Below are 25105 nucleotides of genomic sequence, written 5' to 3' on the forward strand. Positions count from 1 at the left end.
GAATGGCTTTGGTCAGAGGTGGGTGACAGACAGCAAAGATCAGGCCCCGGATCGTGGATCCGGGGCCCGGGTGGGTCCTGCGGGCGAACGGGCGGACGGCCGACCAGGTCAGGCGCGGGCCGCCGCGGCTTCGCGCGCCGCCTTCGCGGCGATGTCGGTGCGGTGCTGGGAGCCGTCCAGCCCGATCCGGCCCACCGCCCGGTACGCGCGCTCGCGCGCCTCGGACAGGTCCTCGCCGACTGCCGTGACGGACAGCACGCGCCCGCCCGCGCTCACGACGGCGTCGCCGTCCCGCCTGGTCCCGGCGTGCAGCACGTACGCGTGCGGGGTGTCCTCGGCGGCCACCTCGGCCAGGCCGGTGATCGGGTCGCCGGTGCGGGGCGTGCCCGGGTAGTTGTGCGAGGCGACGACGACGGTCACGGCGGCGTCCTCGCTCCAGCGCAGCGGCGCCAGATCGGCGAGCGTGCCGTTCGCGGCGGCGAGCAGGACACCGGCCAGCGGCGTCTTCAGCCGGGCCAGCACGACCTGGGTCTCCGGGTCGCCGAAACGGGCGTTGAACTCGATGACCCGGACGCCGCGGCTCGTGATCGCGAGCCCGGCGTAGAGCAGACCGGAGAACGGCGTGCCGCGGCGGCGCAGTTCGTCCACGGTCGGCTGCAGGACCGTCTCCAGCACCTCTTCGACCAGCTTCGGGTCGGCCCACGGCAGCGGCGAGTACGCGCCCATGCCGCCGGTGTTGGGGCCCTCGTCGCCGTCGAGCGCGCGCTTGAAGTCCTGGGCGGGCTGGAGCGGTACGACGGTCTCGCCGTCGGTGATCGCGAAGAGGGAGACCTCGGGGCCGTCGAGGAACTCCTCGATGACGACCTGCTCGCAGCCGGCGGCGTGCGCCGTCGCCTGCTCGACGTCCTCGGTGACGACGACGCCCTTGCCGGCGGCCAGGCCGTCGTCCTTGACGACGTAGGGGGCGCCGAAGGCGTCGAGGGCCTCGGCGACCTCCTCGGCGGTCGTGCAGACGTAGGAGCGGGCGGTCGGCACCCCGGCCGCCGCCATGACGTCCTTGGCGAAGGCCTTGGACCCCTCCAGCCGCGCGGCCTCCTTCGAGGGGCCGAAGACGGGGATGCCCGCCTCCCGGACGGCGTCGGCGACCCCGGCGACCAGCGGGGCCTCCGGGCCGACGACGACCAGCTCGGCGCCGAGGCGCGCGGCCAGCCCGGCCACCGCCTTGCCGTCGAGCGCGTCGACCGCGTGCAGCTCGGCGACCTCGGCGATGCCGGCGTTGCCGGGGGCGCAGTGCAGCGCGGTGACGTCGGGGTCGAGGGACAGGGAGTGGCACAGGGCGTGTTCGCGGGCGCCGCTGCCGATGACGAGGACCTTCACGGGGGTCAGCCTAATGGCAAGGTTGCCGAAGACCGGGGGCCGGGTTTGCTGGAGTTTCCTCCAAATAGACCCCGAGGAGACCCGGGGAACGATCCCCAGGACACTCCCGAGGGCACTCCCGAGGACGCGCTACTCGAACGAGGTACGCCCGTGGGCCGGCCGCCGGGCTACTCGTTCGAGAACTCCTCCACCACCGTCGCCCCCAGCTCCCGCACGATCAGTTCGTGGCCGGAGAGGGCCGACTCGTCCAGGTCGGGGTCGTCGTCCTCCGGGATGTCGTCCTCGGGCGCGACGGGGGGCGGCTCGGGGGCGGGCGTGGGCCGCGAGGCCGGGGCGGGTGCCGCCGGAGCGGCCGCGGGGCCGGAGGGCGGGGACGCGGGGGCCTGCGGGGCGGACTGGGGCGTCGCGGGGCGGGGCGCGGCCGGGGCGCCGTAGCCCCCGCCGGAGCCGCCCGGGGCCGGGGGCGCGGAGCCGCCGGAGGGGTCGATGACCGCGTCGATCTTCCACTGCACGTTGAACTGCTCGGCCAGCGCCTGCCGCAGCACGTCCTCGCTGCCACTGCCGGAGAAGTTGTCCCGCGCGCCCGCGTTGACGAAGCCGAGCTGGAGCGTCGTGCCGTCGAAGCCGACCACCTGGGCGTTCTGGCTGAGCAGGATCCAGGTGAAGCGGCGGCGGTTCTTGACGGCCTCCAGGATGTTCGGCCACAGGACGCGGGGGTCGAGGCCGCCCGCGGTGGCGGGTGCGGGGGCGGGAGCCGGTGCTGCCGTGGCCGTCGGCGCGGGGGCCGGGGCCGTGGCCGCCTGGTGCTGCGGCTGCGCGGGCGCGCTGCCGGGGGCCGGGGCCTGCTGTCCCTGGCCACCGGCCGGGGCGGCCGTGGGCCAGCCACCGGGACGCCGGCCGCCACCGGCCGGGGCGGCCGTGGGCCAGGCGCCGGCGGCGGGCGCAGGGGAGGCCGGGGGCTGCGCCGGAGCCTGGGCGACGGCAGGCTCGGGGGCAGGGGTGGGGGTGGGCTCAGGCGCGGGTGCGGGCTGGGGGGCGGTCGGGGCGGGAGCGGGGGCGGGGGCCGGTGCTGCCGGAGCCCCCGGCGCGCGGACGGCGGCACGGGCCGCGGCGGGACCGCCGCCCGACGGGACCGGCGGCATCGGCGCGACCGGCGCACCGCCGCCCTGGCCGTGGGCCTCGGGGCCGGGGACGTACCCCATGGCGGGCGCGCCGGCACCGCCCGAGAAGTTGACACCGCGTTCGAGGCGGTCGAGGCGGGCCATCACCGAGCGCTCGTCGCCGTAGGCGGCGGGGAGCAGCACGCGCGCGCAGATCAGTTCCAGCTGGAGGCGGGGCGAGGTGGCGCCGCGCATCTCGGTCAGGCCCTCGTTGACCAGGTCGGCGGCGCGGCTCAGCTCGGCGGCGCCGAACGTGGAGGCCTGCGCCTGCATCCGCTCCAGGACGTCGGCCGGGGCGTCGAAGAGCCCCTTGTCCACCGCGTCCGGAACGGCGGCGAGGATCACGAGATCCCGCAGCCGCTCCAGCAGGTCTGCGACGAAACGGCGCGGGTCGTTGCCGCCCTCGATGACGCGGTCGACGACCTCGAAGGCCGCGGCCCCGTCCCCGGTGGCGAAGGCCTCGACGACGGAGTCGAGCAACGAGCCGTCGGTGTAGCCGAGGAGGGAGGTGGCCATGGCATACGTCACACCTTCCTCTCCCGCACCGGCGAGGAGCTGGTCCATGACGGACATGGAGTCACGCACGGACCCGGCACCGGCGCGCACGACCAGCGGCAGCACGCCCTCCTCGACGGGGATGTCCTCCCGCCCGCACACCTCGCCGAGGTAGTCCCGCAGCGTGCCGGGCGGAACAAGCCGGAAGGGGTAGTGGTGCGTACGCGACCGGATGGTCCCGATGACCTTCTCGGGCTCGGTGGTCGCGAAGATGAACTTGAGATGCTCCGGCGGCTCCTCGACGACCTTCAGCAGCGCGTTGAAGCCCGCCGACGTGACCATGTGGGCCTCGTCGATGATGTAGATCTTGTAGCGGCTGCTCGCGGGCCCGAAGAAGGCCTTTTCCCGCAGCTCACGGGCGTCGTCCACACCGCCGTGGGACGCGGCGTCGATCTCGATGACGTCGATGGAGCCCGGGCCGTTGCGCGCGAGGTCCCGGCACGACTGGCACTCGCCGCACGGGGTGGGGGTGGGGCCCTGCTCGCAGTTCAGGCAGCGGGCGAGGATGCGCGCGCTGGTGGTCTTCCCGCAACCGCGCGGCCCGCTGAACAGGTACGCGTGATTGACCCGGTTGTTCCGCAGCGCCTGCTGCAACGGGTCGGTGACATGCTCCTGCCCGATGACCTCGGCAAAGGCCTCCGGGCGATAGCGGCGGTACAGCGCGAGAGACGACACGCATACGAGGTTATAGGCGCCCACTGACAACCCGGGAAAACAAGGGCCCCCCACGCACCCGCCAGAGCCGACCTACCCTTGCTGCCTTCCGGCCCTGGGGGAGTTCAGTCAGATAGCGCCACGTGAGGGGCTGCGCCCCACAGTACCCGATCGCGGACCGCGTTCAGTACCCGATCACCGCCCGGGGTCACTCCCGATCCGGGCCTGCGGGAACGGGTTCGCGAGCACTCCCCTCGGTCATGTAATGTTTCCGGCGGAGGATTCGCCTAGAGGCCTAGGGCGCACGCTTGGAAAGCGTGTTGGGGGCAACCCCTCACGAGTTCGAATCTCGTATCCTCCGCCTCAGCCCGACAGGGCAGTTGAAGGCCCCGACCGGTTCGCCGGTCGGGGCCTTTCGCGTTTCCGGGTCCGAGGTCCGATACGGGCAGGAGCGGGCGTGAGCCGGTCGGCATGTGAGGTGGAGCACAGTGGCGTGCGGCGCGAGCGGCGGCCCGAGTTCCTGGGTGCTGTCTACCGCGCCACCCGCACCGGTGCCGACACCGTCACCTGGTCCACGTCCGAGACGCGCACCGTCGCCTTCATCGTCCAGGTGCCCGGGAGGGGGAGGGTGAAGGAGTCGGCTGCCCAGTAGCCGCCGCGGTCGGTGACCCTGGTGTCCAGGGGGCCGATGCGCCGGGCGGGGAGGGTGAGGGTGATGCGGAGTTCGGGGACGGTGGACAGGCCGCCGTCGGGGCCGTAGACGACCGCCTGGACGGAGCAGGTGCCGACCCGGCCGGGGTCCAGGGTGATCTGGACCTTGCCCCGGCCGCCCGGGGTGCCGACGTCGAAGGGGATCGTCGTCACCGATGCCGTCGGGATGCCCGCGTCCGCCGTGCCGGTCGCCGTCGCCTGCGCCGCCTCCGTCGCCGTGCGGCCGGGGACGGTGCTGGTCAGGAGGGTCGTCAGGGCCAGGACCACCGCGGCCACGGCGGCCTCCACCAGTACCGAGCGGCGCAGGTGGTGGAGGGGGAGGGACGGGGGCGGAGCGGGGGTGGGGGCGGGAGGGGACGGTTGCTCGGGGAGTGGGGGGCCCGTCGCCGGTTCGGGGATGCGGGCCGGGGTTGTCGTCCGTACCTGCGGCCGGGTCCGGGCCCCTGCCGTGCGGGTCGTCCAGGCGCGGGAGCAGGCCGCCGCCAGGAGCAGGGCGGCCACCGCGGCCAGTTTGGCCAGCAGGGTGCGGCCGTACGCCGTGTCCGTCAGGGCCTGCCAGGAACCGAGGCCCCGCCAGGACTGGTACACGCCGGTCACCGCGAGGACCGTCACCGAGGCGAGGGCCAGGCGGGAGAAGCGGGCCGGGACCGAGAGCGGGAGCGCCGGGGTGCGGGACAGGGTGCGCAGGAGCGCGGCCAGGCCGCCCAGCCAGGTGCCCATGGCCAGCAGATGGAGGGTGGCGGAGGTGATCGCCAGCGGGACCTGGATGCCCGCCGCGGCGTGTTCGGCCGCCGCCCAGGTCAGGGCCAGGGGGACGGACACGGCCGCGGCCACCGCCAGTGTCGCGCGGCGGGGCAGACGGGTGCGGCGGGCTCGCAGCACCAGCACCACCGTGGCGGCCAGCAGCAGCAACGCCAGCCGGGCGAGGAGGAGTTCGCCGGGGCGGGTGGTCGCCGTACGGGCGAGGGCGGCGAGGGAGAGTGCCTGCGTCGGGGGCGCGCCCTCCTCGTACGGTGCGCGCAGGACGAACAGGGCCGCCGTGGACGCGATGAGGGTCCAGGCCGCCGCCAGGACGGGGGTGCGCAGCGGGGCCGCCTTCGGCGGGCGGCAGTACGCCACGAACGCGGCCGTGCCGAGGAGGAGCGCCACGGAGAGGTAGGCGAGGTAGCGCGCGATGTTGTACAGGGCCGCCGTCGCCGGGTTCTCCGTGGTGTCGGGGGCCGTGCTCGCGGCCGTCGCCGTGCGGGTGCCGACCGAGAAGGTCAGCGCGCCGGACACCGGGTGGCTGTCCGCCGAGACCACCCGCCAGGCGACCGTGTAGGTGCCCTGGGCGAGCCTGGCGGGCAGCGGGACGCGGGCGGTGTCCGGGCGGCCGGGGGCGTGGCCGGCGGCGCCCGTGCGCACGCGGTGGTTGGCGGGGTCGTAGACCCGGAACGAGTCGGTGAGCAGGCCGACCGACTCGGTGAACGTCAGGGTCACCTGACGGGGGGCCGTACGCAGGACGGTGCCGTCGGCGGGGTCCGTCGCGCGCACGGCCGCGTGGGCCGCGGCCGGGGCCGCCGCGCCGAGGAGGAGCAGGAGCAGACCGGTGCAGAGCAGGGCCAGGCGGCGCGGCCAACAGCTCGGCCGGGCGCCGTTCGGCCGACGGTTCAGCCGTCCGCCCGGCCCTCGGTGTCGGTCGCGCAGCTGCACCTGGTCCCCTCCGTCGGCCCGCCGTGTTCCCCGTGGGTCATGTTCCCTATAGGTACGGAGGGTTCGGCTCCGTTGCTCACCACGTCTGGCGGGCCGAGACGCCGCCGTCCACGACCAGGTCGTGCCCGGTGATCCAGCTCGCGAGCGGCGAGGCCAGGAACACACAGGCGTCGGCCACGTCCTCGGGGCGGCCCAGGCGGCCGGTGGGGGCGGCGGCGAGCCAGCGGCGCACGCCGTCCGGCCAGGCGTCGGCCAGGCCCTCCCGGTCGATCAGGCCCGGCGAGACCGTGTTGACGCGGATGCCGTCCGGACCGTACTCCAGGGCCGCCGCGCGGGCGTGCATGACCACCGCCGCCTTGGCCGCGCTGTAGTGGGCGTGGCCGGGGGCGGGGCGGTCGGCCTCGATGGAGGCGATGTGGGTGACGGTGCCGCCGCCGTGCGCGCGCATGTGGGCCGCGGCGGCCTGGGTGCAGGCGAAGACGCTGGTGAGGTCGGTGTCGACGACCGCGCGCCAGTCGGCCGCCGTCATCCCGGGCAGGGGCTGCACGGGCTGGACGGCCGCGTTGTTGACGAGCGCGGTGAGGCGGCCGCCGGACCATCGCGTCGTCTCCCCGATCAGGCGGTGGCAGGCCTCCTCGTCCGTCAGGTCCGCCCGCAGGACGACGGCCTCGCCGCCCGACTCCCGGATGCGGTCGGCGACTTCACCGGCCGCCGCCACCGCCGTACGGCAGTGCAGGGCCACCGCCGCGCCCCGCTCGGCGAAGCGCAGGGCGATGGCGCGGCCGATGCCGCCGCCCGCGCCGGTCACCAGCGCCGTCTGTCCTTCGAGGAGGGTGTGCGTGGTCATGGGCGGGACAGTTCCGTGATGCGGGCGGCCTCGGCGGGGTAACGCGCCGTCAGGGCCGCCGCGTCGCCGTGTTCGTAGTCCGCCTCGGTGAATCCTGGGGCCATCGTGGTGCCGAAGAGCGTCCAGGCGCCGCCCGGGGCGACCCGTCCGCCCATCCAGGTGCCGGCGGGCACGGTCAGCTGGACGTGCTGGCCGGACAGCGGGGCGGGGCCGAGGACGGCGGTGCGGGCGGTGCCGTCGGGGGCGAGGAGCAGGAGGCGGAGCGGGTCGCCGAGGTAGAAGTGCCAGATCTCGTCGGTCGGCAGGCGGTGCAGGGCGGAGTAGTCGTCCGCGGTGAGCAGGGCGACGATGGCGGAGCCCGCCGGGCGGCCGTCCGGGCGGACGGGTCCCGCCCAGGTACGCCGGTACAGGCCGCCTTCGCGGGGGATGGGTTCGAGTCCGTAGTGGGCGATCAGCTCTTCGGGCGTCGTCACGGGGAGAAGGCTAGGGGGTGCACCGTCCGTTCCGGGACGGCGAGTTGGGCCCGCTCCGTTCGCCTCGTTCGTCTCGCCCGTCTCGTTCGTCCCGCACCCATCTCGTTCGTCTCGTTCAAGGAGGCGCGTTGCGCAGAGCCCTCACGGCGACTCCGGCGGCGACGGACGACGGCCGGGGCGGGGCACCCCCGGCTGCGGCCCGCGCGCGGCCGGGCGATCATCGAGCCATGGACGTCACCCTGCACCTCGCCCAGGACCCCGAGGCCGACGCGCTGCTCGGTCGCTCCCCGCTCGCCGCGCTGGTGGGCATGCTGCTCGACCAGCAGGTTCCGATGGAGTGGGCGTTCAAGGGCCCGCGCACCATCGCCGACCGGCTCGGCGCCGGGGGCGAGGGAGACCTCGACGCGCACGAGATCGCCGCGATGAACCCCGAGGACTTCGCCGCGCTGCTCTCCGACAAGCCGGCGGTGCACCGCTACCCCGGCTCGATGGCCAAGCGGATCCAGCAGCTGTGCCAGTACCTCGCCGAGCACTACGACGGGGACGCCGAGGCCGTCTGGCGGGACGTGCCGACCGGTGCCGAGCTGCTGAAACGGCTGGAGGCGCTGCCCGGGTTCGGCAAACAGAAGGCCCAGATCTTCCTCGCGCTGCTCGGCAAGCAGCTCGGCGTCACGCCCCCGGGATGGCGGGAGGCGGCCGGCGCGTACGGCGAACCGAAGGCCTACCGCTCCGTCGCCGACATCACGGGCCCCGAGTCACTGGCCAAGGTGCGGGCGCACAAGCAGGAGATGAAGGCGGCGGCGAAGGCCTCCGGCACGTAGGCCCGTTCACCCGACCGGCCCTCCCTGATGGCACGCCCGGCCCCGCCGGTCACAGCATGAACCATGACCGAGGCACCGAGCAGTGGCTCCGACCAGGGCCCTGGGTACGACGACCGGAACGTCCACGCGGCCCGGCAGGCGGGCGGGGCGGCGGGCAGGCGGCACGAGCCCGAGCCGCCGTTCGAAGGCCCGCTGCACGCCCTGTCCCGGGCCGCCTGGCAGGTGGTCCTGGTCACCGGGATCGCCTCGCTGATCCTCGGGATCCTGGTCCTGGTCTGGCCCGGCCCCTCGCTGCGCGCGGCCGGCGTCCTCTTCGGCCTCTACCTCCTCATCAGCGGCATCTTCCAGCTGGGCGCCGCGTTCGGCACGCACATGGCGACCTCGCTGCGCGTGCTGGCCTTCATCAGCGGTGCCCTGTCGATCCTGCTCGGCCTGCTCAGTTTCCGCGGGCCCATGCAGTCGATCCTGCTGCTCGCCCTGTGGATCGGCATCGGCTGGCTGATCCGCGGCATCACCCAGACCCTGGCCGCCGCCTCCGACCCGCGCACCCCCGCCCGGGGCTGGCAGGTCTTCCTCGGGATCCTCACCTTCATCGCCGGCATCGTGCTCATCGACTCGCCGTTCCACTCGGTCGCCGTCCTGACCCTCGTCGGCGGCATCTGGCTGGTCGCGGTCGGGATCACGGAGATCATCACCGCGTTCGGCATCCGCGGCCGGGCCAAGCGGATCCCGAAGACCGCCTGAGCGTCAGACCGTCTGAGCCGTCGTCCCGGCCCGTCGCCCCGTTGCGTCAACACGATGCCCCTCTCCTCCCCCGACCGGGCGGATCTGCGGCCCCCGGTGCTGCACACACCGCCCGCGCCGGGGAGAAACCTGTCGTGAGCAGGACCTCGCGCCGCCCGCGTAGCCGTACCTGGCTGCGGGTGCTCGTGCTGCTCCTCGCCCTGTGGGTGCCGGTCGCGCACGCGCAGGCCCACGCGGCCCCCGTCTGCGCCGTCTCGGCCGACACCTCCGAGCACCACGACGGCCACGACGTCACCGACGCCCTCGACGGCCTCGACCTCCTCCTGCGGCCGGCCGCCCGTGCCGTCCACCGGGCCGACGCTCCCGAGTGCCCCGCGCCCCTGCCCGGCCCGGCCGCGCCGGCGCGCCGCCCGTGCCCCGCCGCGCTCCGGGCGCCGTACGCGACACCCCTGCTGCGCACGGTGGTCCTGCGCTGCTGACAGACCCGCGTCCCCACACCACGCAAGGTCAGTCGGCTCGACGCAAGGAGCACAGCCATGCCCCAGGATCCGTACGCCGTCCTGCGCGCCCTGCTGCGCGCGGAGGCGAGGCGCGCCGCGGCGCGCAAGCCGGACGAGAACCGTCCGGAACCGCAGCGGAAGCCCGAGGAACGGGACCGCTGAACGCACCGGCCCGGCGGGGCCGCCGTCTCCGCCGGGCCGTGCCAACAGGGAGCGGGTGATCTCACGGCCCGGCCGCGTGCCCACGGAGCGGGCCGGCGACCTCCCGGGGCACAGGCGCGGGCGCGGGCGGCGCCTCGGGCCGCGGCGGCGGCCGGCTTCTCGTGCGCCGACTCGCGGTCCACAGCCTGTGCACAACGCTCGTGGAGCGCGCGGCGCTTGCGTGGACGGCGTGGTCCCGCGGTCACTCAACGCAGGCCCCGTTCCCGGTACCAGCCCATTTGCCCGTTTCGCTCCATCTTTTCAGGGCTTTCAAAAGGGCGCACTCAGCCGCCATGGCTGCGCCCGGAACGTCTGGGCCGGTAGGCTTTCCGTGTGATCTTCAAGCGCATCGGAAACGGCCGGCCGTACCCCGACCACGGCCGGGAAAGCACCCGGCAGTGGGCGGACGTCGCGCCGCGCCCGGTCCGCCTCGATCAGCTCGTGACCACCAAGCAGCAGCTCGATCTGGAGACCCTGCTGGCGGAGGACTCGACGTTCTACGGCGACCTCTTCGCGCACGTCGTGAAGTGGCAGGGCGACCTCTATCTGGAGGACGGCCTGCACCGCGCGGTCCGCGCCGCCCTCCAGCAGCGCCAGGTGCTGCACGCGCGCGTGCTCGAACTCGACTGACCCGGCCCGGCACGGCCGTTGACCCTTTCGGGTTCCGCTGAGCGGGATCGACTGATCATCTAATAGGCATCGCCGCTCGGGCGCACTACGCTGCGCCCATGAGCATGCTGACTCCCCCTGGCATGGGCGGCCAGTACCGGATCACGGGGGACAAATACCCTCGGATGCGTCCGCCGCGGCGCCGCGCCCGGCTCGTGGCCGCCGTGGTCGCGTCCGCCTGCGCGCTCGGCCTGATCGCGTGGGGCACCCTGCAGCTCATCGACGTCTTCTCCGGCGGCACCAAGAAGACCACGGCGACCGGTGCGAAGACCGCCTGCCGGCCCGGGGCCGCCGCCACGGCGACGCCGGCCGCACAGCCGAAGACCCTGCCCAAGCCGGGCCAGATCACCGTGAACGTCTACAACGCCACCGCCCGCGGCGGGCTCGCCAAGGCCACCGCCGACGAACTCAAGAAGCGCGGCTTCAAGATCGGTGACGTGGGCAACGCCAGCAAGGACTACGACAAGAAGGTCAAGGGCACCGGCGTACTCCTCGGCCCCGCCGCCGCCCAGGACAGCTCCCTGCCGGTGCTGGCCACCGAACTGGCCGGCGCCGAGCGCCGCACCGACGCCGGCCGCAAGGGCGCCGACCTGGACCTCATCCTGGGCGACGGCTTCACGGCACTGGCGAAGCCCGCGGACGCCCAGCAGGCGTTGACGGCCCTGACGGCGCCGCAGTCGGCGGCGACGTCGAAGAAGGGGTGCTGAAAAGCGCCCCGCAGGGCTGCCGGAGCTACTCCGCCGCGCCGTACAGCCGGTCTCCCGCGTCGCCCAGCCCCGGCACGATGTAGCCGTGCTCGTTGAGGTGGTCGTCCACCGCCGCCGTCACGACCGTCACCGGCGTGCCCGCCAGCTCGCGCTCCATCACCGCGACGCCCTCGGGCGCGGCGAGCAGCACCACGGCGGTCACATCGTCCGCACCGCGCCTGATCAGCTCCTGGATCGCCGCGACGAGCGTGCCGCCCGTGGCCAGCATCGGGTCCAGGACGTACACCTGGCGGCCCGAGAGGTCCTCCGGCATGCGCGAGGCGTACGTGGAGGCCTGGAGGGTCTGCTCGTTGCGGATCATGCCCAGGAAGCCCACCTCGGCGGTCGGCAGCAGCCGGACCATGCCGTCCAGCATGCCGAGACCGGCGCGCAGGATCGGCACGACCAGCGGGCGGGGGCGGGCGAGCTTGACGCCCGTGGTCCGCGCGACCGGGGTGTCGATGTCGACGGCCTCGGTGCGCACGTCCCGCGTGGCCTCGTAGGCCAGCAGGGTGACCAGTTCATCGGCCAGCCGGCGGAAGGTCGCGGAGTCGGTGCGCCGGTCGCGCAGCGTGGTGAGCTTGTGAGCGACCAGGGGGTGGTCGACGACGTGGAGACGCATGCCCCTAACGGTACCTGCGACCGAACCCCCTCCGGCCCTGGCGTCGAAGGGGCCGTACGGGGGAAAGTGGGAGGGACGGAACCGGGGTGGTGCGACGTGCCTGACCTGCCTGACCTTCCTGAGGACGCGCCCGGGGACACCGGCGGCACCGGGGACCGTGGCGAGCCCCCGATACGCGCCGCCGGCGTCCCCGGGTCCGACGCCGAACGGCGCCGCCGACGCGCCGAGTTCCTGCGTGATCTCGCCGAGGCCCGCGAGCTGCGCGCCCGGGTCCAGCCGCGGCGCGCCAAGGCCGCCCGCATGCGCCACGCACAGCGCATGCGGACATTCCGCTGGTAGGCCGTCCGTGGTCCGCCGTACCCGCACAGGGTGGAACCGCCCGCGAGGAGGAGGCATCAGGAGCGGGGCCCGGTGAGAAAGTTCTCGGTGAGGAAGATCCACGTCCACGGCGGTGTTTGCGTGGTGGGCGTGCGTGAGCGCTGGGAAAAGCCGCGTACGATCCGCAAGGCGGCTGCGAGACACAGGGAGCCGAAGACGTCCCCTGAACGTCTTGTTTCTGCCACGATTCCGAGTGGGTGGGGCTCGGAGCCCAGCTCTCTCCACCCACATACCTCCGCCGGGGGGACCCCCAACCGGCACACCTATGACCAGTGGGAGAGTCACGGTGTACTTCGCCGCACTGCTCGCGCGCACCGAAGACGGGTGGGAAGCGAGCGACACGGAGCTCGACAATGTGGAGACCCTGTCGGATCTGGCCGACCTGGCCCGGGAAGCCTCTCCCGACGACGACACGGTGCTCGTCCTGATCGAGCAGGAGGACGCCTGGTTCGGCGTCGTCCGCATCGACGGCGAGGACGACCCTCGCATCTACGTCTCGGACGCCGCCGCCGCCCAGCGCAGCGCGTACGGCGAGCTGCTGCTCACCGACGAACTGCTCGGCCGGGAGCCCGGCTCGGACGACGGCCCCGACCTGGACTCCCTGGACCTCGACGGCACGGAGGACGGCGAGTCGGAGGAGGATGACGACGACGACGCTGCCGGCGGCGGCGCCGACGCCGTCCCGCACAGCCCGGTGGGCGACAGCCGGATCCTCGACGACCTGGGCATCGGCGAGAAGGAGCTGCGCATCCTGGACGCCGAGGACGCGCTGGGCTCGATCGCCGAGGCCCTGGGCGCCGCCGAGGTCCTGGAGACCGTCCGCTGACCACCGAGAACTCCGAGAGTCCGGCAGCCGTGGCGGACCCGGTACGCGACCGCTGGCGGGCCGCGATGCGGCTCGCCCTGGACGAGGCCGAGCGGGCCGTCCGGGGCGGCGACGTCCCCGTCGGCGCCGTCGTCCTGTCCCCGGACGGTACGACGGTGCTCGGCGCCGGGCACAACGAGCGCGAGGCCACCGGTGATCCCACGGCCCACGCGGAGGTCCTCGCGATCCGGCGGGCCGCGGCACGGCTCGGGGAGTGGCGGCTGACCGGCTGCACGCTCGTGGTCACGCTGGAGCCGTGCACGATGTGCGCCGGCGCGCTCGTCCAGTCCCGCGTCGACCGGGTCGTCTACGGCGCCCGGGACGAAAAGGCGGGCGCAGCGGGCTCGCTGTGGGACGTGGTCCGCGACCGGCGGCTCAACCACCGGCCCGAGGTGATCGAGGGCGTCCTCGCGACGGAGTGCGCCCAGCTGCTCACGGAGTTTTTCCGGGACCGCTGAATACCGATTTCGAACCATGCCCCGCCGTGCTGTAGGGTCTCCCTCGGTAGCGTGTCCGAGCGGCCGAAGGAGCTCGCCTCGAAAGCGAGTGTGGCGCAAGTCACCGAGGGTTCAAATCCCTCCGCTACCGCTTCGAAGAAGGGCCCTGTCGTGAGACGGGGCCCTTCTCGTCGTACGGATCCGGTCTACGGACCCCGCACGTGCGCGCCGCTCGCGCGGGCCGGCAAAGGGCCCCCGGCGGCGGGCCGTTGGTCCTCGAACGAGGCGTGAAGGTTACACTCGCGGCCGGCAACAGGGGCCCACAGGGACAGGCACAGGGGAGGCCGCGGTGGCGGTGAACGCCAAGAAGATCGCCGTGTACGCGCTCGTGGTCTTCGCGCTGTACGTGATCATCACTGACCCGCCCAAGGCGGCGCACTACGTCCAGATAGTCTTCGAGGGCATATCGGACGCCGCCAAGTCCGTGGGCGACTTCATGACGTGGCTCGCCAACGGGGGAAAGAGCTGAGGTACATCGCATGATCCGGCACCTGGTCCTCTTCAAGCTCAACGAGGGCGTCGAGCGCGACGATCCGCGGGTCGTCGCCGGTGTGGAGGCCTTCAGGGCCCTGGGCGACCAGATCGAGGAGCTGCGGTTCTGGGAGTGCGCCTGGAACATCACCGACCGGCCCATCGCCTACGACTTCGCGATCAACTCGGCCGTCGAGGACACCGCCGCCCTCCAGCGCTACCTGGAGCACCCGGCTCATCAGGCGGGCGTCGCCCTGTGGCGCGAGTTCGCCACGTGGGTGATCGCCGACTACGCGTTCTGATCCCCGCTCCACCCGAGCCCTCCGCCGGACCGGCGGGGGGCTTTCGTGTGTCGCACGCCCCAACTTGTCGAAATTTGAACACAACACGGCGTTATGCGGTGCTTGCACACAGTGCACATGTCTTGTGATGCTATGACCGCTTTTGACCGATGATTGAGCGACGAAGAGGTGGCGTTGACCGTGTCGGCCAGTACTGCGCCACCCCAGGAGGAGGAGGCACCCCCTGCGCCCGATCCCGTGCCCGTACCCCCCGAGAAGCGGCGCAGCGCCGACACCCGAGCCCTCACCCAGGTGCTCTTCGCCGAACTGAAGCAGCTCGCTCCGGGCACGCCGGAGCACAACCGGGTGCGCGGGGCGCTGATCGAGGCGAACCTCCCGCTCGTGCGCTACGCGGCCGCGCGCTTTCGCTCCCGCAACGAGCCGATGGAGGACGTCGTCCAGGTCGGCACCATCGGCCTGATCAACGCCATCGACCGCTTCGACCCGGACCGGGGCGTGCAGTTCCCGACCTTCGCGATGCCGACCGTCGTCGGCGAGATCAAACGGTACTTCCGGGACAACGTCCGCACGGTCCACGTACCGCGCCGGCTGCACGAGCTGTGGGTGCAGGTCAACAGCGCGACCGAGGATCTCACCACGCTCTTCGGCCGCTCCCCGTCCACCGCCGAGATCGCCGAGCGGCTGCGGATCAGCGAGGACGAGGTACTGAGCTGCATCGAGGCGGGACGGTCGTACCACGCCACCTCGCTGGAGGCCGCGCAGGAGGGCGACGGACTGCCCGGTCTGCTCGACCGGATCGGCTACGAGGACCCGGCCCTCGACGGCGTGGAACACCGCGACCTGGTCCGGCATCTGCTCGTCCAACTCCCCGAGCGCGAGCAGCGCATCCTCCTCCTGCGCTACTACAGCAACCTCACCCAGTCGCAGATCAGCGCGGAGCTGGGCGTCTCCCAGATGCACGTCTCGCGGCTCCTCGCCCGCAGCTTCCAGCGGCTGCGCTCCGCGAATCGCATCGACGCCTAAGGGCTCCGCGCGTAAGGGCTCCGCCCCTAAGCGCTCGCGCTTAAGGGGCTTGCGCCTAAGGGCACGATAAGAATCGGTACGGACCGAAGCGTGGGGGGCGTTCGGTCGATGCATAGCGGGCGCACGGAAGCACGCCTCAAGCGGTTCTGCATCGCATACCCGAGCGAGCGGTAACCGTCGCGGGCGAATCGCTCACCTGGGCCGATGCCGGCAGTTGGGGCCCGAAATAGCGTCAGACCCCTTCTCTCCAGGGCCGATTCGGATCTCTCATGTCGACATGTCACTACAGCGTGTTGCCGACATGTGACATTCTGCGGGAGACGCGTTTGCCGGGCCCTCGGCTCCGGTATTCAGGTGAAGGCTGCGTTGCTCGAAAGACAGCGCCGCCACGACCGTCCCGCGACCCAAAGGGGGTGGCATGTCCGCAGACCAGGGCAGCTCGAAGGTGCTGACGCCCGCGCCGAGCGAGGCAGCGCCCAAGGAGCTCGACGCTCTCGACGTCCTCGACGGAATCGAGGCCGTCACGGCCCTCGACGCCGTGCCGTCCCCGCCTGCCCAGGAGGCCGCGCCCGTCCCGGTCCTGCCGGCCACCGGGGACATCGACACCCGCACCCTGTCCCGCTCGCTGTTCCTGCGGCTCGCCGCCCTCGGCGAGGACAGCCCCGAGCGGGCCTACGTCCGGGACACCCTGATCGAGCTGAACCTGCCGCTGGTCCGCTACGCGGCCGCGCGCTTCCGCTCCCGCAACGAGCCGATGGAGGACATCGTCCAGGTCGGCACCATCGGCCTGATCAAGGCGATCGACCGTTTCGACTGCGAACGGGGCGTGGAGTTCCCGACCTTCGCGATGCCGACGGTGGTCGGCGAGATCAAGCGGTTCTTCCGGGACACCTCGTGGTCGGTGCGTGTCCCGCGCCGCCTCCAGGAGCTGCGCCTCGCCCTCACCAAGGCGAGCGACGAACTCTCCCAGAAGCTGGACCGCTCCCCGACGGTGACGGAACTGGCCGCCGTGCTCGGCGTCTCCGAGGAGGACGTCGTCGACGGCCTCGCGGTGGGCAACGCCTACACCGCCTCCTCCCTCGACTCCCCGGCCCCCGAGGACGACGGCGGCGAGGGCTCGCTGGCCGACCGCCTCGGCTACGAGGACACGGCCCTGGAGGGCGTGGAGTACCGCGAGTCCCTGAAGCCCCTGCTGGCCAAACTCCCGCCCCGCGAGCGCCGGATCATCATGCTCCGCTTCTTCGCCAACATGACGCAGTCCCAGATCGGCGAGGAGGTCGGCATCTCCCAGATGCACGTCTCCCGGCTGCTGACGCGGACGCTGGCGCAGTTGCGGGAAGGGCTGATCTCGGACTGAGAACCGACTGAGGGTTCATTTCTGACGGTTCGTCAGCGACACTGGCCCGATGCTGCGCGCGACAGGGCCGGACGACACCGCTCCAACAACCCGTGCGACATGGACGCATGGCCGCCGAGGCGCCGTTACGGCAGCATCGGCGGCCGTCGTCGTCCTGGGCGGGGTGCTCGCCGCGTGCGCGGACCGGGGCCCGGGCGGCGGTTACGTCGCGGTCGGCGCGGTGGGCGGTCCGGACCGGGCCGGTACGGCGGCGGTCACCCCGACGGGCTCGGTCTCGCTGACCCCGCTCGACGGCAACTCGCCTACGGGCCCGCCCGGTTCACCGCGCCCGAGCGCCACGTCAGCCGCTCCCGGTGCTTCCGGCTCCCCCGGCAGCCCGGGGCAGAGCACACCGGCGCCGGCCACATCCGGTCCCTCGGACGGCGCGGGCGGCCCGCCCGGCACGACGCCCACGCCTCCCGAACCGTCCGCCTCCGGCACCTCCCCCACCCCAACTCCCGGCGCCGGCACGACCGCCGGCCCGGCCGAGCTCTCCTGGGGCAAGCCGGCGACGAAGGACACCGATCAGCGCTGGTGCCAGAAGGTGACCGTCGAGTTCCGCAACTCGGGCGGCACGGCGGTGCGTTCGGGGTCGGTGACGTTCGGGACGCACGTCATCGGCGCGCTCGGCATCGACTGGGGGACGATCGACTCGGCGGCCGGCCTCCCGGTGCCGATCGCGCCGGGCACGCGGGTGAAGCCCGCCTGGACGGTGTGCGTCGACGCCTGGCGCGTGCCGCTCGGCATGCACATCGAGACGCGGGACGTCTCCGTCCAGTGGAAGTGATCCCGGCGTAGAGAACTACTTGAGCGCCAGCCAGGCCACGCCCGCCACCACGGCGATCGCGACGATGACGCCGATGATCAGGCCGACGCGCGGACCGCCGGAGGAGGAGGTCGCGGCCGTCTGCGCCTGACGCCCCTGGGGGGCCTCGTCGACGAACGCGCGGAACATCTGGGTGCTGCCGGCGGGGTCGTAGTTGCCCTCGGGGCCCTGGGTGTTAGCCATGGCCCGAGACCTTAGCGAAGACGGCCCCGGCCGCCCAAGTGGGGTCCACCACGGCCCCACCGGGACAGAGGGGGGCACGCCACCCACCCCCACCTGCATATTTACGTTTGCAATACATGCCTTTGCCAAGTTTTTGCACCGCCGGACCCCGATTTGTTTGCCTGCAGCAACCAAACACCCCTATGGTTGCCCCAAGCAACGAATACGGGAGGTGTGATGGCCGAGCAGGCGCAGTTCGAAGAGCTGGCGCGTCAGCTCAGTGCCGTCGGAGCCGTGAAACGGGACCTGGGACGGATCCTTCCGCCCGACTGCCCGACCGGCTCGGCCGCCGTGCTGACCCTGCTGGGGCGCCACGGCGACATGCGCATGAGCAAGCTCGCGGAGCTGCTCTCCGTGGACATGTCGGTCACCAGCCGGCATGTCGCGCACGTCGCGGCGCGCGGCTGGATCGAACGGCTGCCGGACCCCGCGGACAAGCGCTCGCGGATCCTGCGCCTGACGCCCGCGGGGCTGGCACAGCTCGACGAGCTGTCCCGGCGCACCACGCACCTGCTCGCGGAGCGGCTCGCCGACTGGACCGACGAAGAGGTCGCCCAGCTCATCCGGCTGATGACCCGCCTGCGCGACTCGTTCGGCGACTGCCGGTCCGCCTCCTCGGCGTGCCGCATCCCCGCCCCCGTACTCGAAAAGACCACCCGTACACCCGCAAGCACGTAAGAAAAGGAAGCCCATGGCAACGACCACACCAGCCGGTGTGCGGGCTCATGCCAAGCACGGGGGAGGCTCCTCGGCCGAGCACGCCCCGATGACGCACCGGCAGATCATGGAGGCGCTGTCCGGCCTGCTCCTGGGCCTGTTCGCCGCCATCCTCTCCTCGACGATCGTCACCAACGCACTGCCGACGATCATCAAGAGCATCGGCGGCGGCCAGTCCGCCTACACCTGGGTCGTCACGGCGGCACTGCTCGCCATGACCGCCTCCGTGCCGCTGTGGGGCAAGCTCGCCGACCTGGTCAGCAAGAAGGCCCTCGTCCAGATATCCCTGGTCATCTACGTCATAGGCTCGGTCGTCGCCGGTCTCGCGCAGAACCCGGCGATGCTGATCAGCGCGCGTGTCATCCAGGGCCTCGGCGCCGGCGGTCTGTCCGCCCTGGTGCAGGTCATCATGGCCGCGATGATCTCCCCGCGCGAGCGCGGCCGGTACTCCGGCTACACCGGAGCCACCTTCGCCCTCGCCACCGTCGGCGGCCCGCTGCTCGGCGGTGTCATCACCGACACCTCCTGGCTCGGCTGGCGCTACTGCCTGTTCGTCGGCATCCCCTTCGCGCTGATCGCGCTGGTCGTGCTGCAGAAGACGCTGCACCTGCCGGTCGCCAGGCGGAAGGTCAAGGTCGACTGGACCGGTGCCTTCTTCATCACCGCGGCCGCCTCGCTGCTGCTGGTCTGGGTCACCTTCGCCAACGACAAGTACGCCTGGCTGTCCTGGCAGACGTACACGATGGTGGGCGGCACGATCGTGCTCGCGCTGCTGTTCGTGTTCACCGAGACCAAGGCCGCCGAGCCGATCATCCCGCTGCGCTTCTTCCGCAACCGCACGATCACGCTGGCGTCGCTGGCCTCCCTGTTCGTCGGTATCGGCATGTACGCGGGCACCGTGTTCTTCTCGCAGTACTTCCAGCTGGCCCGCGACAAGTCGCCGACGATGTCCGGCGTCATGACCATCCCGATGATCGGCGGCCTGTTCGTCGCGTCCATGGTCTCCGGCCGCTTCATCACCAGCACCGGCCGCTGGAAGGGCTGGCTGGTCGGCGGCGGTGTCTCCCTCACCGCGGGCCTCGCCCTGCTCGGTCTGATGCGCTACGACACCCCGTACTGGGAGCTGTCGATCTACATGGCGCTGCTCGGCATCGGCGTCGGCACGATGATGCAGAACCTGGTGCTGTCCACGCAGAACCAGGTCGCCCCGCACGAGCTGGGCGCCGCCTCCTCCGTGGTGAGCTTCTTCCGCTCCCTCGGCGGTGCGGTCGGCGTCGGCGTGCTCGGCTCGGTCATGTCCGAGCGGATCACCCACCACGCCAAGGACACCATCACCGAGCTGAGCCCGAAGGCGCAGGAGGCGGCGGCCAAGGCCGTCGGCAGCGGTCAGCTGCCCGACATGAACGCCCTGCCGGCCCCGGTGCGCACCTGGCTGGAGGGCGCCTACGGCCACGGCATCGCGGACGTCTTCCTCTACGCGGCCCCGTTCGCGCTGATCGCGCTCATCACGGTGCTGTTCATCAAGGAGGTCCCGCTGCGGACGTCCGGCGCGCTGGCCCAGGCGGCGCAGGAGAAGAGCGGGGCGGCCGCGGAAGCCGCCGCCCCCGTGGAGAGCGTTGTGACCACTGTGGAGAACACCGTGCAGGAGCCCGCACAGCAGAAGGTGCCCAGCTGGGCCACGCCCGTCGTGTCGGACACCTCCGCCGCTTCCCCGGCTGTCGCCGCGGCCGCCGCGCCGGTGGCGACCGCCGTCGCGCTCGCCGAGCCCGGCTCGGGCGGCAGTGGCGGCACCCCGGTGCACGGCTTCGTCCGCGGCGCCGAGAGCGCCCCGGTCCCGCAGGCCGCGGTCACCCTGATCTCGCTGACCGGCCGCCAGCTGGGCCGCGCGGTCGCCCAGGGCGACGGCTCCTACTCCGTCGACGCCCCCGGCACGGGTTCGTACGTCCTCATCGCCTCCGCCGACGGCTACCAGCCGCAGGCCTCCACCATCGTGGTGGGCGGCGAGCCGCTGTCGTACGACATCCTGCTCAGCGGCACCAGCGGGCTGACCGGTGTGGTCCGGGCCGCGGGCAGCGCGCTGCCGGTCAAGGACGCGATGGTGATCGTCACCGACGTCCGCGGTGACCTGCTGGCCACCGCCGCCACCGGCGAGCAGGGCCAGTTCGCCTTCGCCGACCTGGTGCCGGGCACGGTCACGCTGGCCGTCAACGCGAGCGGCTTCCGGCCGCGCGCCCTGCCGGTCGAGGTCGGCACCACCGGGCTCACCCGGATCGAGATCGACCTGGACGCCGGTGCCCGGCTCCAGGGTGTCGTCCGGGCCCCGCACGGCCCGCTGGCCGACGCCCGGGTGACCCTGGTCGACCAGGCCGGCAACGTGGTCGGCACCTCCACCACCGGTACGGACGGGGCGTACGCCTTCACCGACCTGGACAGCGGCGAGTACACCGTCATCGCGACGGGCTACCCGCCGGTGGCGACGGCTCTGACCGTCGCCGGCTCCGGGGTCGACGGGCACCAGATCGAACTCGCTCACCCCGGCGAGTAGTTCCACCCCGGCCCGTGGCGCACGTACGGTCGTACCCGTCGTGCGTGTGCCACGGGCCGGTTCGCTTGAGACCGATGAGCAAGGCTTTGCAGGGAGAAAACGGGATGGGACTGACCGCGAAGATCCGTACGCGGGACGGGTGGGCCGTGTCGCACGCGGTCGTCACGGTGACCGACATGACCGGTTCGCAGGTGCTGCGCGCCGAGACGGATGCCGAGGGGGCCGTGCGGGACACCACCGAGCTGGCGCCGGGGGCGTACACCGTGATCGTGACCGCCGTGGGCTACGCGCCCGCGGCCTCCTCGGCGATCGTCACCGCGAGCGGCCGCGCCGAGGTCGGCACGGTCACACTGGCCCGGCAGGGCGGCACCGAACTGCCGCCGCCCGGCCCCTGGACGATCGACCCGGTGCACTCCTCCGTCGCCGCGGTCGCCCAGCACCTGGGCATCTCCAGCGTGCACGGCCGGTTCGCGGAGTTCGGCGGCACGATCGAGATCGCGCCCGACGACATCGCCAAGTCCCGGGTGGAGGCCGTGATCAAGGCCGCGTCCGTCGACACCGGCAACGGCATGCGCGACACGCACCTGAAGTCCGCGGACTTCCTGGACGTGGAGCAGCACCCGGAGATCACCTACCGCTCCACCGGCCTGTCGCCGGCCGGCTCCGACCGCTGGACGGTGCACGGCGAGCTGTCCATGCACGGCATCGTGCGGCCGGTCGACCTGGACCTGGCCTACCTCGGCACCGGCGCCGACCCCTGGGGCGGCACGCGCGCCGCGTTCCGCGCGACGGCGGAGCTGCGCCGCGAGGACTTCGCCATGAACTACAACCAGGTCCTCCAGGCCGGCATCGCCGCGATCGGCACGACGCTGAAGGTCGAGCTGGACATCCAGGCGGTCCAGGGGGATTCACTGCCCCAGGCGTAGGCACAGCAGGGTCAGCCACAACCGCCGTTGCTGCCCCTAGGCTGGCGTGCCATGGCACCGAACATCGCGACCAACACCCGTGTATCGCTCGCCGAGCTGCTGGACTTCGTACGCCCCCGCCATCGCGCGCTGCTCATCACGCGCCGCGCCGACGGCGGGCCGCAGGCCTCCCCGCTGACCTGTGGGGTCGACGACGCGGGCCGGATCGTCGTCTCCACCTATCCCGAGCGCGCCAAGACCCGCAACGCCAAGCGCGACCACCGGGTCAGCCTGCTCGTCCTGAGCGACGAGTGGAACGGCCCCTGGGTCCAGATCGACGGCACCGCCGAGGTCCTCGACACCCCCGACTCCGTGGAGCCGCTCGTCGAGTACTACCGCAACATCGCCGGCGAACACCCCGACTGGGACGAATACCGCGAGGCGATGCTGAGACAGGGCAAGTCCCTCATCCGCGTCACCCCCGACCGCTGGGGCCCGGTGGCGACCGGAGGGTTTCCGGCGCGGCTGGCCGACGACCGATAGACACCGCTCGGCCCCACCCGACGGCCGGAGTCCGGCACAGCGCCTCGAAGCCTGCGAAGCAGTGCGAGAGGCGCCGACAAAAGGGGCCCGCGAGGCGATGCTGAGACAGGGCAAGTCCCTCATCCGCGTCACCCCCGACCGCTGGAGCCCGGTGGCGACCGGAGGGTTTCCGGCGCGGCTGGCCGACGACCGATAGACACCGCTCGGCCCCACCCGACGGCCGGAGTCCGGCACAGCGCCTCGAAGCCTGCGAAGCAGTGCGAGAGGCGCCGACAAAAGGGGCCCGCGAGGCGATGCTGAGACAGGGCAAGTCCCTCATCCGCGTCACCCCCGACCGCTGGGGCCCGGTGGCGACCGGAGGGTTTCCGGCGCGGCTGGCCGGCGAGGGGTGAAGGGGGTCAGCCGCGGCTGACCATCGCCTCGATGCCCGCGATCAGCAGGTCCAGGGCGAAGGTGAAGTCGCGGTCCAGCATCTCGGCGACCGTGTCACCGCCGCGGGCCGCCACGAGGTCCCTGGACTCCTCGATGGCCCCGGCGGTCTCCGGGGTCTCGGCCACCATGGCCATGGCCTGCTGGTAGTACTCGTCGGCGGTCAGCCCGGAGTCCGCGATCCGGGCGCTGAAATGGCTCTCGATCGTGCCGTAGCCGTAGACGAACTGGAAGACCGCCGAGATCGCCCCCATCACCCCGTGCGCGGGCAGCCCGGCCCGGCGCACGACCCGCTGGACCACGCGGGAGAAGGCCAGCGAGTTCGGGCCGATGTTGAGATAGCTCCCCGCGAGCGGCGACAGCCAGGGGTGCCGTACCAGCAGCGCCCGGTACTCGGCGGCCAGCGCGCGCAGCTGCTCGCGCCAGTCCTCGCCCCCGGCGTCCGGATCGGGCAGCGGCAGCTCCCCGAAGGCGGCGTCCAGGGCGAGTTCGAGCAGGTCGTCCTTGGTGTCGACGTACCAGTACAGGGACATCGCGGTGACGTTCAGCTCGGCGGCCAGCCGGCGCATGGAGAACTTCGCCAGCCCTTCGGCGTCCAGCAGCCGTACGGACGCGTCGGTGATCCTCTTGCGGTCCAGCCCCGAGGGCTGGCCGCCGCGTCCGCTGCGCTGTGCCTTCTCCCCCTGGAACCAGACGCTGCCCCGCGCCGACCGCGCACCCTGCTCCACCATCGGCGCCTCTCCCTCCGCGGACTCCGGCCAAGTGGTCCAACTTTAGGGGCGCGGCCTACGCCGCCGCCCGCTCCGCCCTGCGCAGCAGCCCCGCCGCCACGAACCCCCCGACGAGCACGGCCACCGCGCCCACCAGCTGACCGGCGCCCAGACCGGCGGACAAGGACGCCCCCGACGCGACGGAGGAGCTGAGGACCGCGCCCAGAACGGCCACGCCGAGACCGTTGCCGAACTCGGCGAGTGTGCCGTTGATCCCGGCCCCCACGCCCGCCTTCTCCGGCGGGATCGCGCTCATGATGGCGTGGGCCATCGCCGGGTTGGCGACCGCGCAGCCCGCGCCGATCAGCAGCAGGCCCAGCAGCGTACCGGCATAGCCGTTCGTGTCGATCTCGGCGATGGTCACCAGTCCCGCCGACATCAGCACCATGCCGAGCGCGATCGACACCGGCGTGCCGAGCCTCGTGGACCACTTCGCCGCGACACCGGTGAAGTTGAGCAGCACGACCGTCAGCGCCAGCGGAGCGGTGCGCAGCCCGGCCTCCAACGGCTCGTAGCCGAGCACGAACTGCAGGTGCTGGGTGAGCAGAAACAGCGAACCGGTCATGCCGAAGCTGAGGAGCACGGCCCCCGCGACCGCACCCGTGAACCGGCGGTCGCGGAAGAAGTGCAGGTCGAGCATCGGCTCCTCGGCCCTGCTCTCCCAGAAGGCGAAGGCCCCGAGCACCAGCACCGCCACGGCCGCGGTGGCGAGCACCCGCGGCGAGGTCCAGCCGTGGAGCGGGCCGGAGATGATCGCGAAGACGACCGCGGCCATGCCGACGGTGGACAGCAGCGCGCCGAACAGGTCCGGACGGTCCCCGCGGGGGTCCTTCGACTCCGGCACGAGGGCCACGACGGCGACCAGGGCCAGCGCCGCGACCGGGATGTTGACCAGGAACATCGAGCCCCACCAGAAGTGGCCGAGCAGGAAGCCCCCGATCAGCGGGCCGGTCGCGAAGCCGAGGGCGTTGACCGCGCTCCAGATGCCGATCGCCCGGGGCTGCTCCTCGGGCGTGAAGATCTGCATCGCGACCGCGAGCGTGGTGGTCACCAGCAGCGCGCCGCCTATGCCCATGCCGGCCCGCGCGGCGATCAACTGCCCGGTGGAGTGGGAGAGTCCGGCCGTGAGCGAGCCGATGCCGAACAGGGCGAGACCGGCCATGAGCATCTTCTTGCGGCCGTAGCGGTCGGCGGCGCTGCCCGCGGTGAGCAGCAGACCGGACTGCACCAGAGAGTAGGCGTTGATCATCCACTGGATGTCCGAGGTGGCCGCGTGCAGCTCGCGGGTCAGCGAGGGGATGGCCACGTTCAGGACGGTGTTGTCGAGCAGCACGGTGAGCTGCGCGAGGCAGATGACGCCGAGGATCAGCCACCGCTGGGGGTGGCCCTGGGGGCCTTGATGACCTTGGGGGGTGGACATGTTGTACACCGTATAGCGGTCACT

27 protein-coding genes, 2 tRNA genes, 1 other RNA gene and 1 pseudogene are annotated in these 25105 nt (G+C 72.6%); 21 read left to right on the plus strand and 10 right to left on the minus strand.

Translation table 11 applies throughout. The features are described 5' to 3' along the window. Window positions 1–108 precede the first annotated feature (108 nt). From purD to ffs, 3 genes are all read right to left on the minus strand, one after another. Window positions 109–1377 (minus strand): phosphoribosylamine--glycine ligase, encoded by a 1269-nt coding sequence (gene purD / locus AC4OXY_RS25230; RefSeq protein WP_491991113.1) that lies wholly within the window; start codon window positions 1375–1377, stop codon window positions 109–111. Between the two features lie 167 nt (window positions 1378–1544). Further along, window positions 1545–3767 carry a DNA polymerase III subunit gamma and tau gene (locus AC4OXY_RS25235; protein ID WP_491991114.1) on the minus strand — a complete coding sequence of 741 codons (2223 nt, stop codon included), beginning with the start codon at window positions 3765–3767 and terminating at the stop codon, window positions 1545–1547. A 38-nt stretch (window positions 3768–3805) separates the two neighbouring features. After that, window positions 3806–3902: signal recognition particle sRNA small type (gene ffs / locus AC4OXY_RS25240), an RNA gene on the minus strand. A gap of 120 nt (window positions 3903–4022) precedes the next feature. Here ffs and AC4OXY_RS25245 point away from each other — a divergent pair. Next, window positions 4023–4107: transfer RNA gene (locus tag AC4OXY_RS25245), tRNA-Ser, on the plus strand. A gap of 170 nt (window positions 4108–4277) precedes the next feature. Here the strand turns inward: AC4OXY_RS25245 and AC4OXY_RS25250 are convergent. The 3 genes from AC4OXY_RS25250 to AC4OXY_RS25260 form a co-directional block, all read right to left on the minus strand. Next, window positions 4278–6149: a copper resistance CopC/CopD family protein gene (locus AC4OXY_RS25250; protein ID WP_491991115.1), complete on the minus strand. Its 1872-nt coding sequence runs from the start codon at window positions 6147–6149 to the stop codon at window positions 4278–4280. A 76-nt stretch (window positions 6150–6225) separates the two neighbouring features. After that, window positions 6226–6996 carry an SDR family NAD(P)-dependent oxidoreductase gene (locus tag AC4OXY_RS25255; protein ID WP_376287821.1) on the minus strand — a complete coding sequence of 257 codons (771 nt, stop codon included), beginning with the start codon at window positions 6994–6996 and terminating at the stop codon, window positions 6226–6228. Continuing rightward, complete coding sequence (locus tag AC4OXY_RS25260; RefSeq protein WP_356029910.1) at window positions 6993–7469, minus strand: cupin domain-containing protein; 477 nt, start codon at window positions 7467–7469, stop codon at window positions 6993–6995. Before AC4OXY_RS25260 ends, AC4OXY_RS25255 begins: the two co-directional genes overlap by 4 nt. 227 nt (window positions 7470–7696) lie before the next feature. On the opposite strand from AC4OXY_RS25260, the gene AC4OXY_RS25265 reads away from it, so the two are divergent. The 6 genes from AC4OXY_RS25265 (at window position 7697) to AC4OXY_RS25290 (ending at window position 11111) form a co-directional block, all read left to right on the plus strand. Continuing rightward, window positions 7697–8290 carry an HhH-GPD-type base excision DNA repair protein gene (locus tag AC4OXY_RS25265; protein ID WP_356029969.1) on the plus strand — a complete coding sequence of 198 codons (594 nt, stop codon included), beginning with the start codon at window positions 7697–7699 and terminating at the stop codon, window positions 8288–8290. Between the two features lie 63 nt (window positions 8291–8353). After that, on the plus strand, window positions 8354–9034 hold the full coding sequence (locus AC4OXY_RS25270; RefSeq protein WP_356029909.1) for an HdeD family acid-resistance protein: 681 nt from the start codon (window positions 8354–8356) through the stop codon (window positions 9032–9034). A 134-nt stretch (window positions 9035–9168) separates the two neighbouring features. Next, complete coding sequence (locus AC4OXY_RS25275; RefSeq protein WP_356029908.1) at window positions 9169–9513, plus strand: hypothetical protein; 345 nt, start codon at window positions 9169–9171, stop codon at window positions 9511–9513. A gap of 57 nt (window positions 9514–9570) precedes the next feature. Next, window positions 9571–9696: a hypothetical protein gene (locus tag AC4OXY_RS25280; RefSeq protein WP_356029907.1), complete on the plus strand. Its 126-nt coding sequence runs from the start codon at window positions 9571–9573 to the stop codon at window positions 9694–9696. Window positions 9697–10068: 372 nt separating this feature from the next. Continuing rightward, the gene (locus tag AC4OXY_RS25285) at window positions 10069–10365 is read left to right on the plus strand and encodes a type II toxin-antitoxin system VapB family antitoxin (protein WP_004943146.1); all 297 of its coding nucleotides are present in this window, start codon (window positions 10069–10071) and stop codon (window positions 10363–10365) included. 98 nt (window positions 10366–10463) lie between these two features. Continuing rightward, entirely contained in the window at window positions 10464–11111 is a 648-nt protein-coding gene (locus AC4OXY_RS25290) for a LytR C-terminal domain-containing protein (RefSeq protein ID WP_376287824.1), read from the plus strand. Between the two features lie 25 nt (window positions 11112–11136). Here the strand turns inward: AC4OXY_RS25290 and upp are convergent, their stop codons facing one another. Then, window positions 11137–11772 (minus strand): uracil phosphoribosyltransferase, encoded by a 636-nt coding sequence (gene upp, locus AC4OXY_RS25295; protein WP_356029905.1) that lies wholly within the window; start codon window positions 11770–11772, stop codon window positions 11137–11139. Window positions 11773–11868: 96 nt separating this feature from the next. On the opposite strand from upp, the gene AC4OXY_RS25300 reads away from it, so the two are divergent. From AC4OXY_RS25300 to AC4OXY_RS25340, 9 genes are all read left to right on the plus strand, one after another. Then, complete coding sequence (locus AC4OXY_RS25300; protein ID WP_356029904.1) at window positions 11869–12111, plus strand: hypothetical protein; 243 nt, start codon at window positions 11869–11871, stop codon at window positions 12109–12111. A 325-nt stretch (window positions 12112–12436) separates the two neighbouring features. Next, a complete protein-coding gene (locus AC4OXY_RS25305; protein WP_356029968.1) occupies window positions 12437–12976 on the plus strand; it encodes a tRNA adenosine deaminase-associated protein in 540 nt (179 codons plus the stop codon). Window positions 12977–13041: 65 nt separating this feature from the next. After that, on the plus strand, window positions 13042–13473 hold the full coding sequence (gene tadA, locus AC4OXY_RS25310) for a tRNA adenosine(34) deaminase TadA (RefSeq protein WP_356029967.1): 432 nt from the start codon (window positions 13042–13044) through the stop codon (window positions 13471–13473). A 45-nt stretch (window positions 13474–13518) separates the two neighbouring features. Further along, window positions 13519–13603 (plus strand) — tRNA-Ser (locus tag AC4OXY_RS25315). A 198-nt stretch (window positions 13604–13801) separates the two neighbouring features. Next, the gene (locus tag AC4OXY_RS25320; RefSeq protein ID WP_071377271.1) at window positions 13802–13981 is read left to right on the plus strand and encodes a hypothetical protein; all 180 of its coding nucleotides are present in this window, start codon (window positions 13802–13804) and stop codon (window positions 13979–13981) included. A 10-nt stretch (window positions 13982–13991) separates the two neighbouring features. Beyond that, window positions 13992–14285, plus strand: a complete 294-nt coding sequence (locus tag AC4OXY_RS25325; RefSeq protein WP_356029903.1) for a Dabb family protein — start codon at window positions 13992–13994, stop codon at window positions 14283–14285. Between the two features lie 174 nt (window positions 14286–14459). Beyond that, window positions 14460–15308, plus strand: coding sequence for an RNA polymerase sigma factor SigF (locus AC4OXY_RS25330; RefSeq protein WP_356029966.1), 849 nt, complete (start codon window positions 14460–14462; stop codon window positions 15306–15308). A 418-nt stretch (window positions 15309–15726) separates the two neighbouring features. Next, on the plus strand, window positions 15727–16665 hold the full coding sequence (locus AC4OXY_RS25335) for an RNA polymerase sigma factor SigF (protein WP_356029902.1): 939 nt from the start codon (window positions 15727–15729) through the stop codon (window positions 16663–16665). Between the two features lie 49 nt (window positions 16666–16714). Next, window positions 16715–17491 carry a hypothetical protein gene (locus AC4OXY_RS25340; protein ID WP_491991116.1) on the plus strand — a complete coding sequence of 259 codons (777 nt, stop codon included), beginning with the start codon at window positions 16715–16717 and terminating at the stop codon, window positions 17489–17491. A 15-nt stretch (window positions 17492–17506) separates the two neighbouring features. On the opposite strand, the gene AC4OXY_RS25345 is transcribed toward AC4OXY_RS25340, so the two are convergent. Next, window positions 17507–17713 carry a hypothetical protein gene (locus tag AC4OXY_RS25345; protein WP_356029900.1) on the minus strand — a complete coding sequence of 69 codons (207 nt, stop codon included), beginning with the start codon at window positions 17711–17713 and terminating at the stop codon, window positions 17507–17509. 216 nt (window positions 17714–17929) lie between these two features. On the opposite strand from AC4OXY_RS25345, the gene AC4OXY_RS25350 reads away from it, so the two are divergent. The 5 genes and pseudogenes from AC4OXY_RS25350 to AC4OXY_RS25370 form a co-directional block, all read left to right on the plus strand. Then, complete coding sequence (locus AC4OXY_RS25350; RefSeq protein WP_356029899.1) at window positions 17930–18430, plus strand: MarR family winged helix-turn-helix transcriptional regulator; 501 nt, start codon at window positions 17930–17932, stop codon at window positions 18428–18430. 88 nt (window positions 18431–18518) lie between these two features. Beyond that, window positions 18519–21014 (plus strand): MFS transporter, encoded by a 2496-nt coding sequence (locus tag AC4OXY_RS25355; protein ID WP_491994638.1) that lies wholly within the window; start codon window positions 18519–18521, stop codon window positions 21012–21014. A 104-nt stretch (window positions 21015–21118) separates the two neighbouring features. Beyond that, complete coding sequence (locus AC4OXY_RS25360) at window positions 21119–21940, plus strand: YceI family protein (RefSeq protein WP_356029897.1); 822 nt, start codon at window positions 21119–21121, stop codon at window positions 21938–21940. Between the two features lie 51 nt (window positions 21941–21991). Further along, window positions 21992–22462, plus strand: coding sequence for a PPOX class F420-dependent oxidoreductase (locus AC4OXY_RS25365; protein WP_376287832.1), 471 nt, complete (start codon window positions 21992–21994; stop codon window positions 22460–22462). 284 nt (window positions 22463–22746) lie between these two features. Then, window positions 22747–22854 (plus strand): annotated as a pseudogene (locus tag AC4OXY_RS25370) (PPOX class F420-dependent oxidoreductase); the annotation flags it as partial. A gap of 6 nt (window positions 22855–22860) precedes the next feature. On the opposite strand, the gene AC4OXY_RS25375 reads toward AC4OXY_RS25370, so the two are convergent. Both AC4OXY_RS25375 and AC4OXY_RS25380 read right to left on the minus strand, forming a co-directional pair. After that, window positions 22861–23622 (minus strand): TetR/AcrR family transcriptional regulator, encoded by a 762-nt coding sequence (locus tag AC4OXY_RS25375; RefSeq protein ID WP_356029895.1) that lies wholly within the window; start codon window positions 23620–23622, stop codon window positions 22861–22863. 55 nt (window positions 23623–23677) lie between these two features. Beyond that, complete coding sequence (locus AC4OXY_RS25380) at window positions 23678–25090, minus strand: MFS transporter (protein WP_491991117.1); 1413 nt, start codon at window positions 25088–25090, stop codon at window positions 23678–23680. Window positions 25091–25105: the final 15 nt, after the last annotated feature.

This window comes from Streptomyces sp. HUAS MG56 (assembly GCF_058673395.1).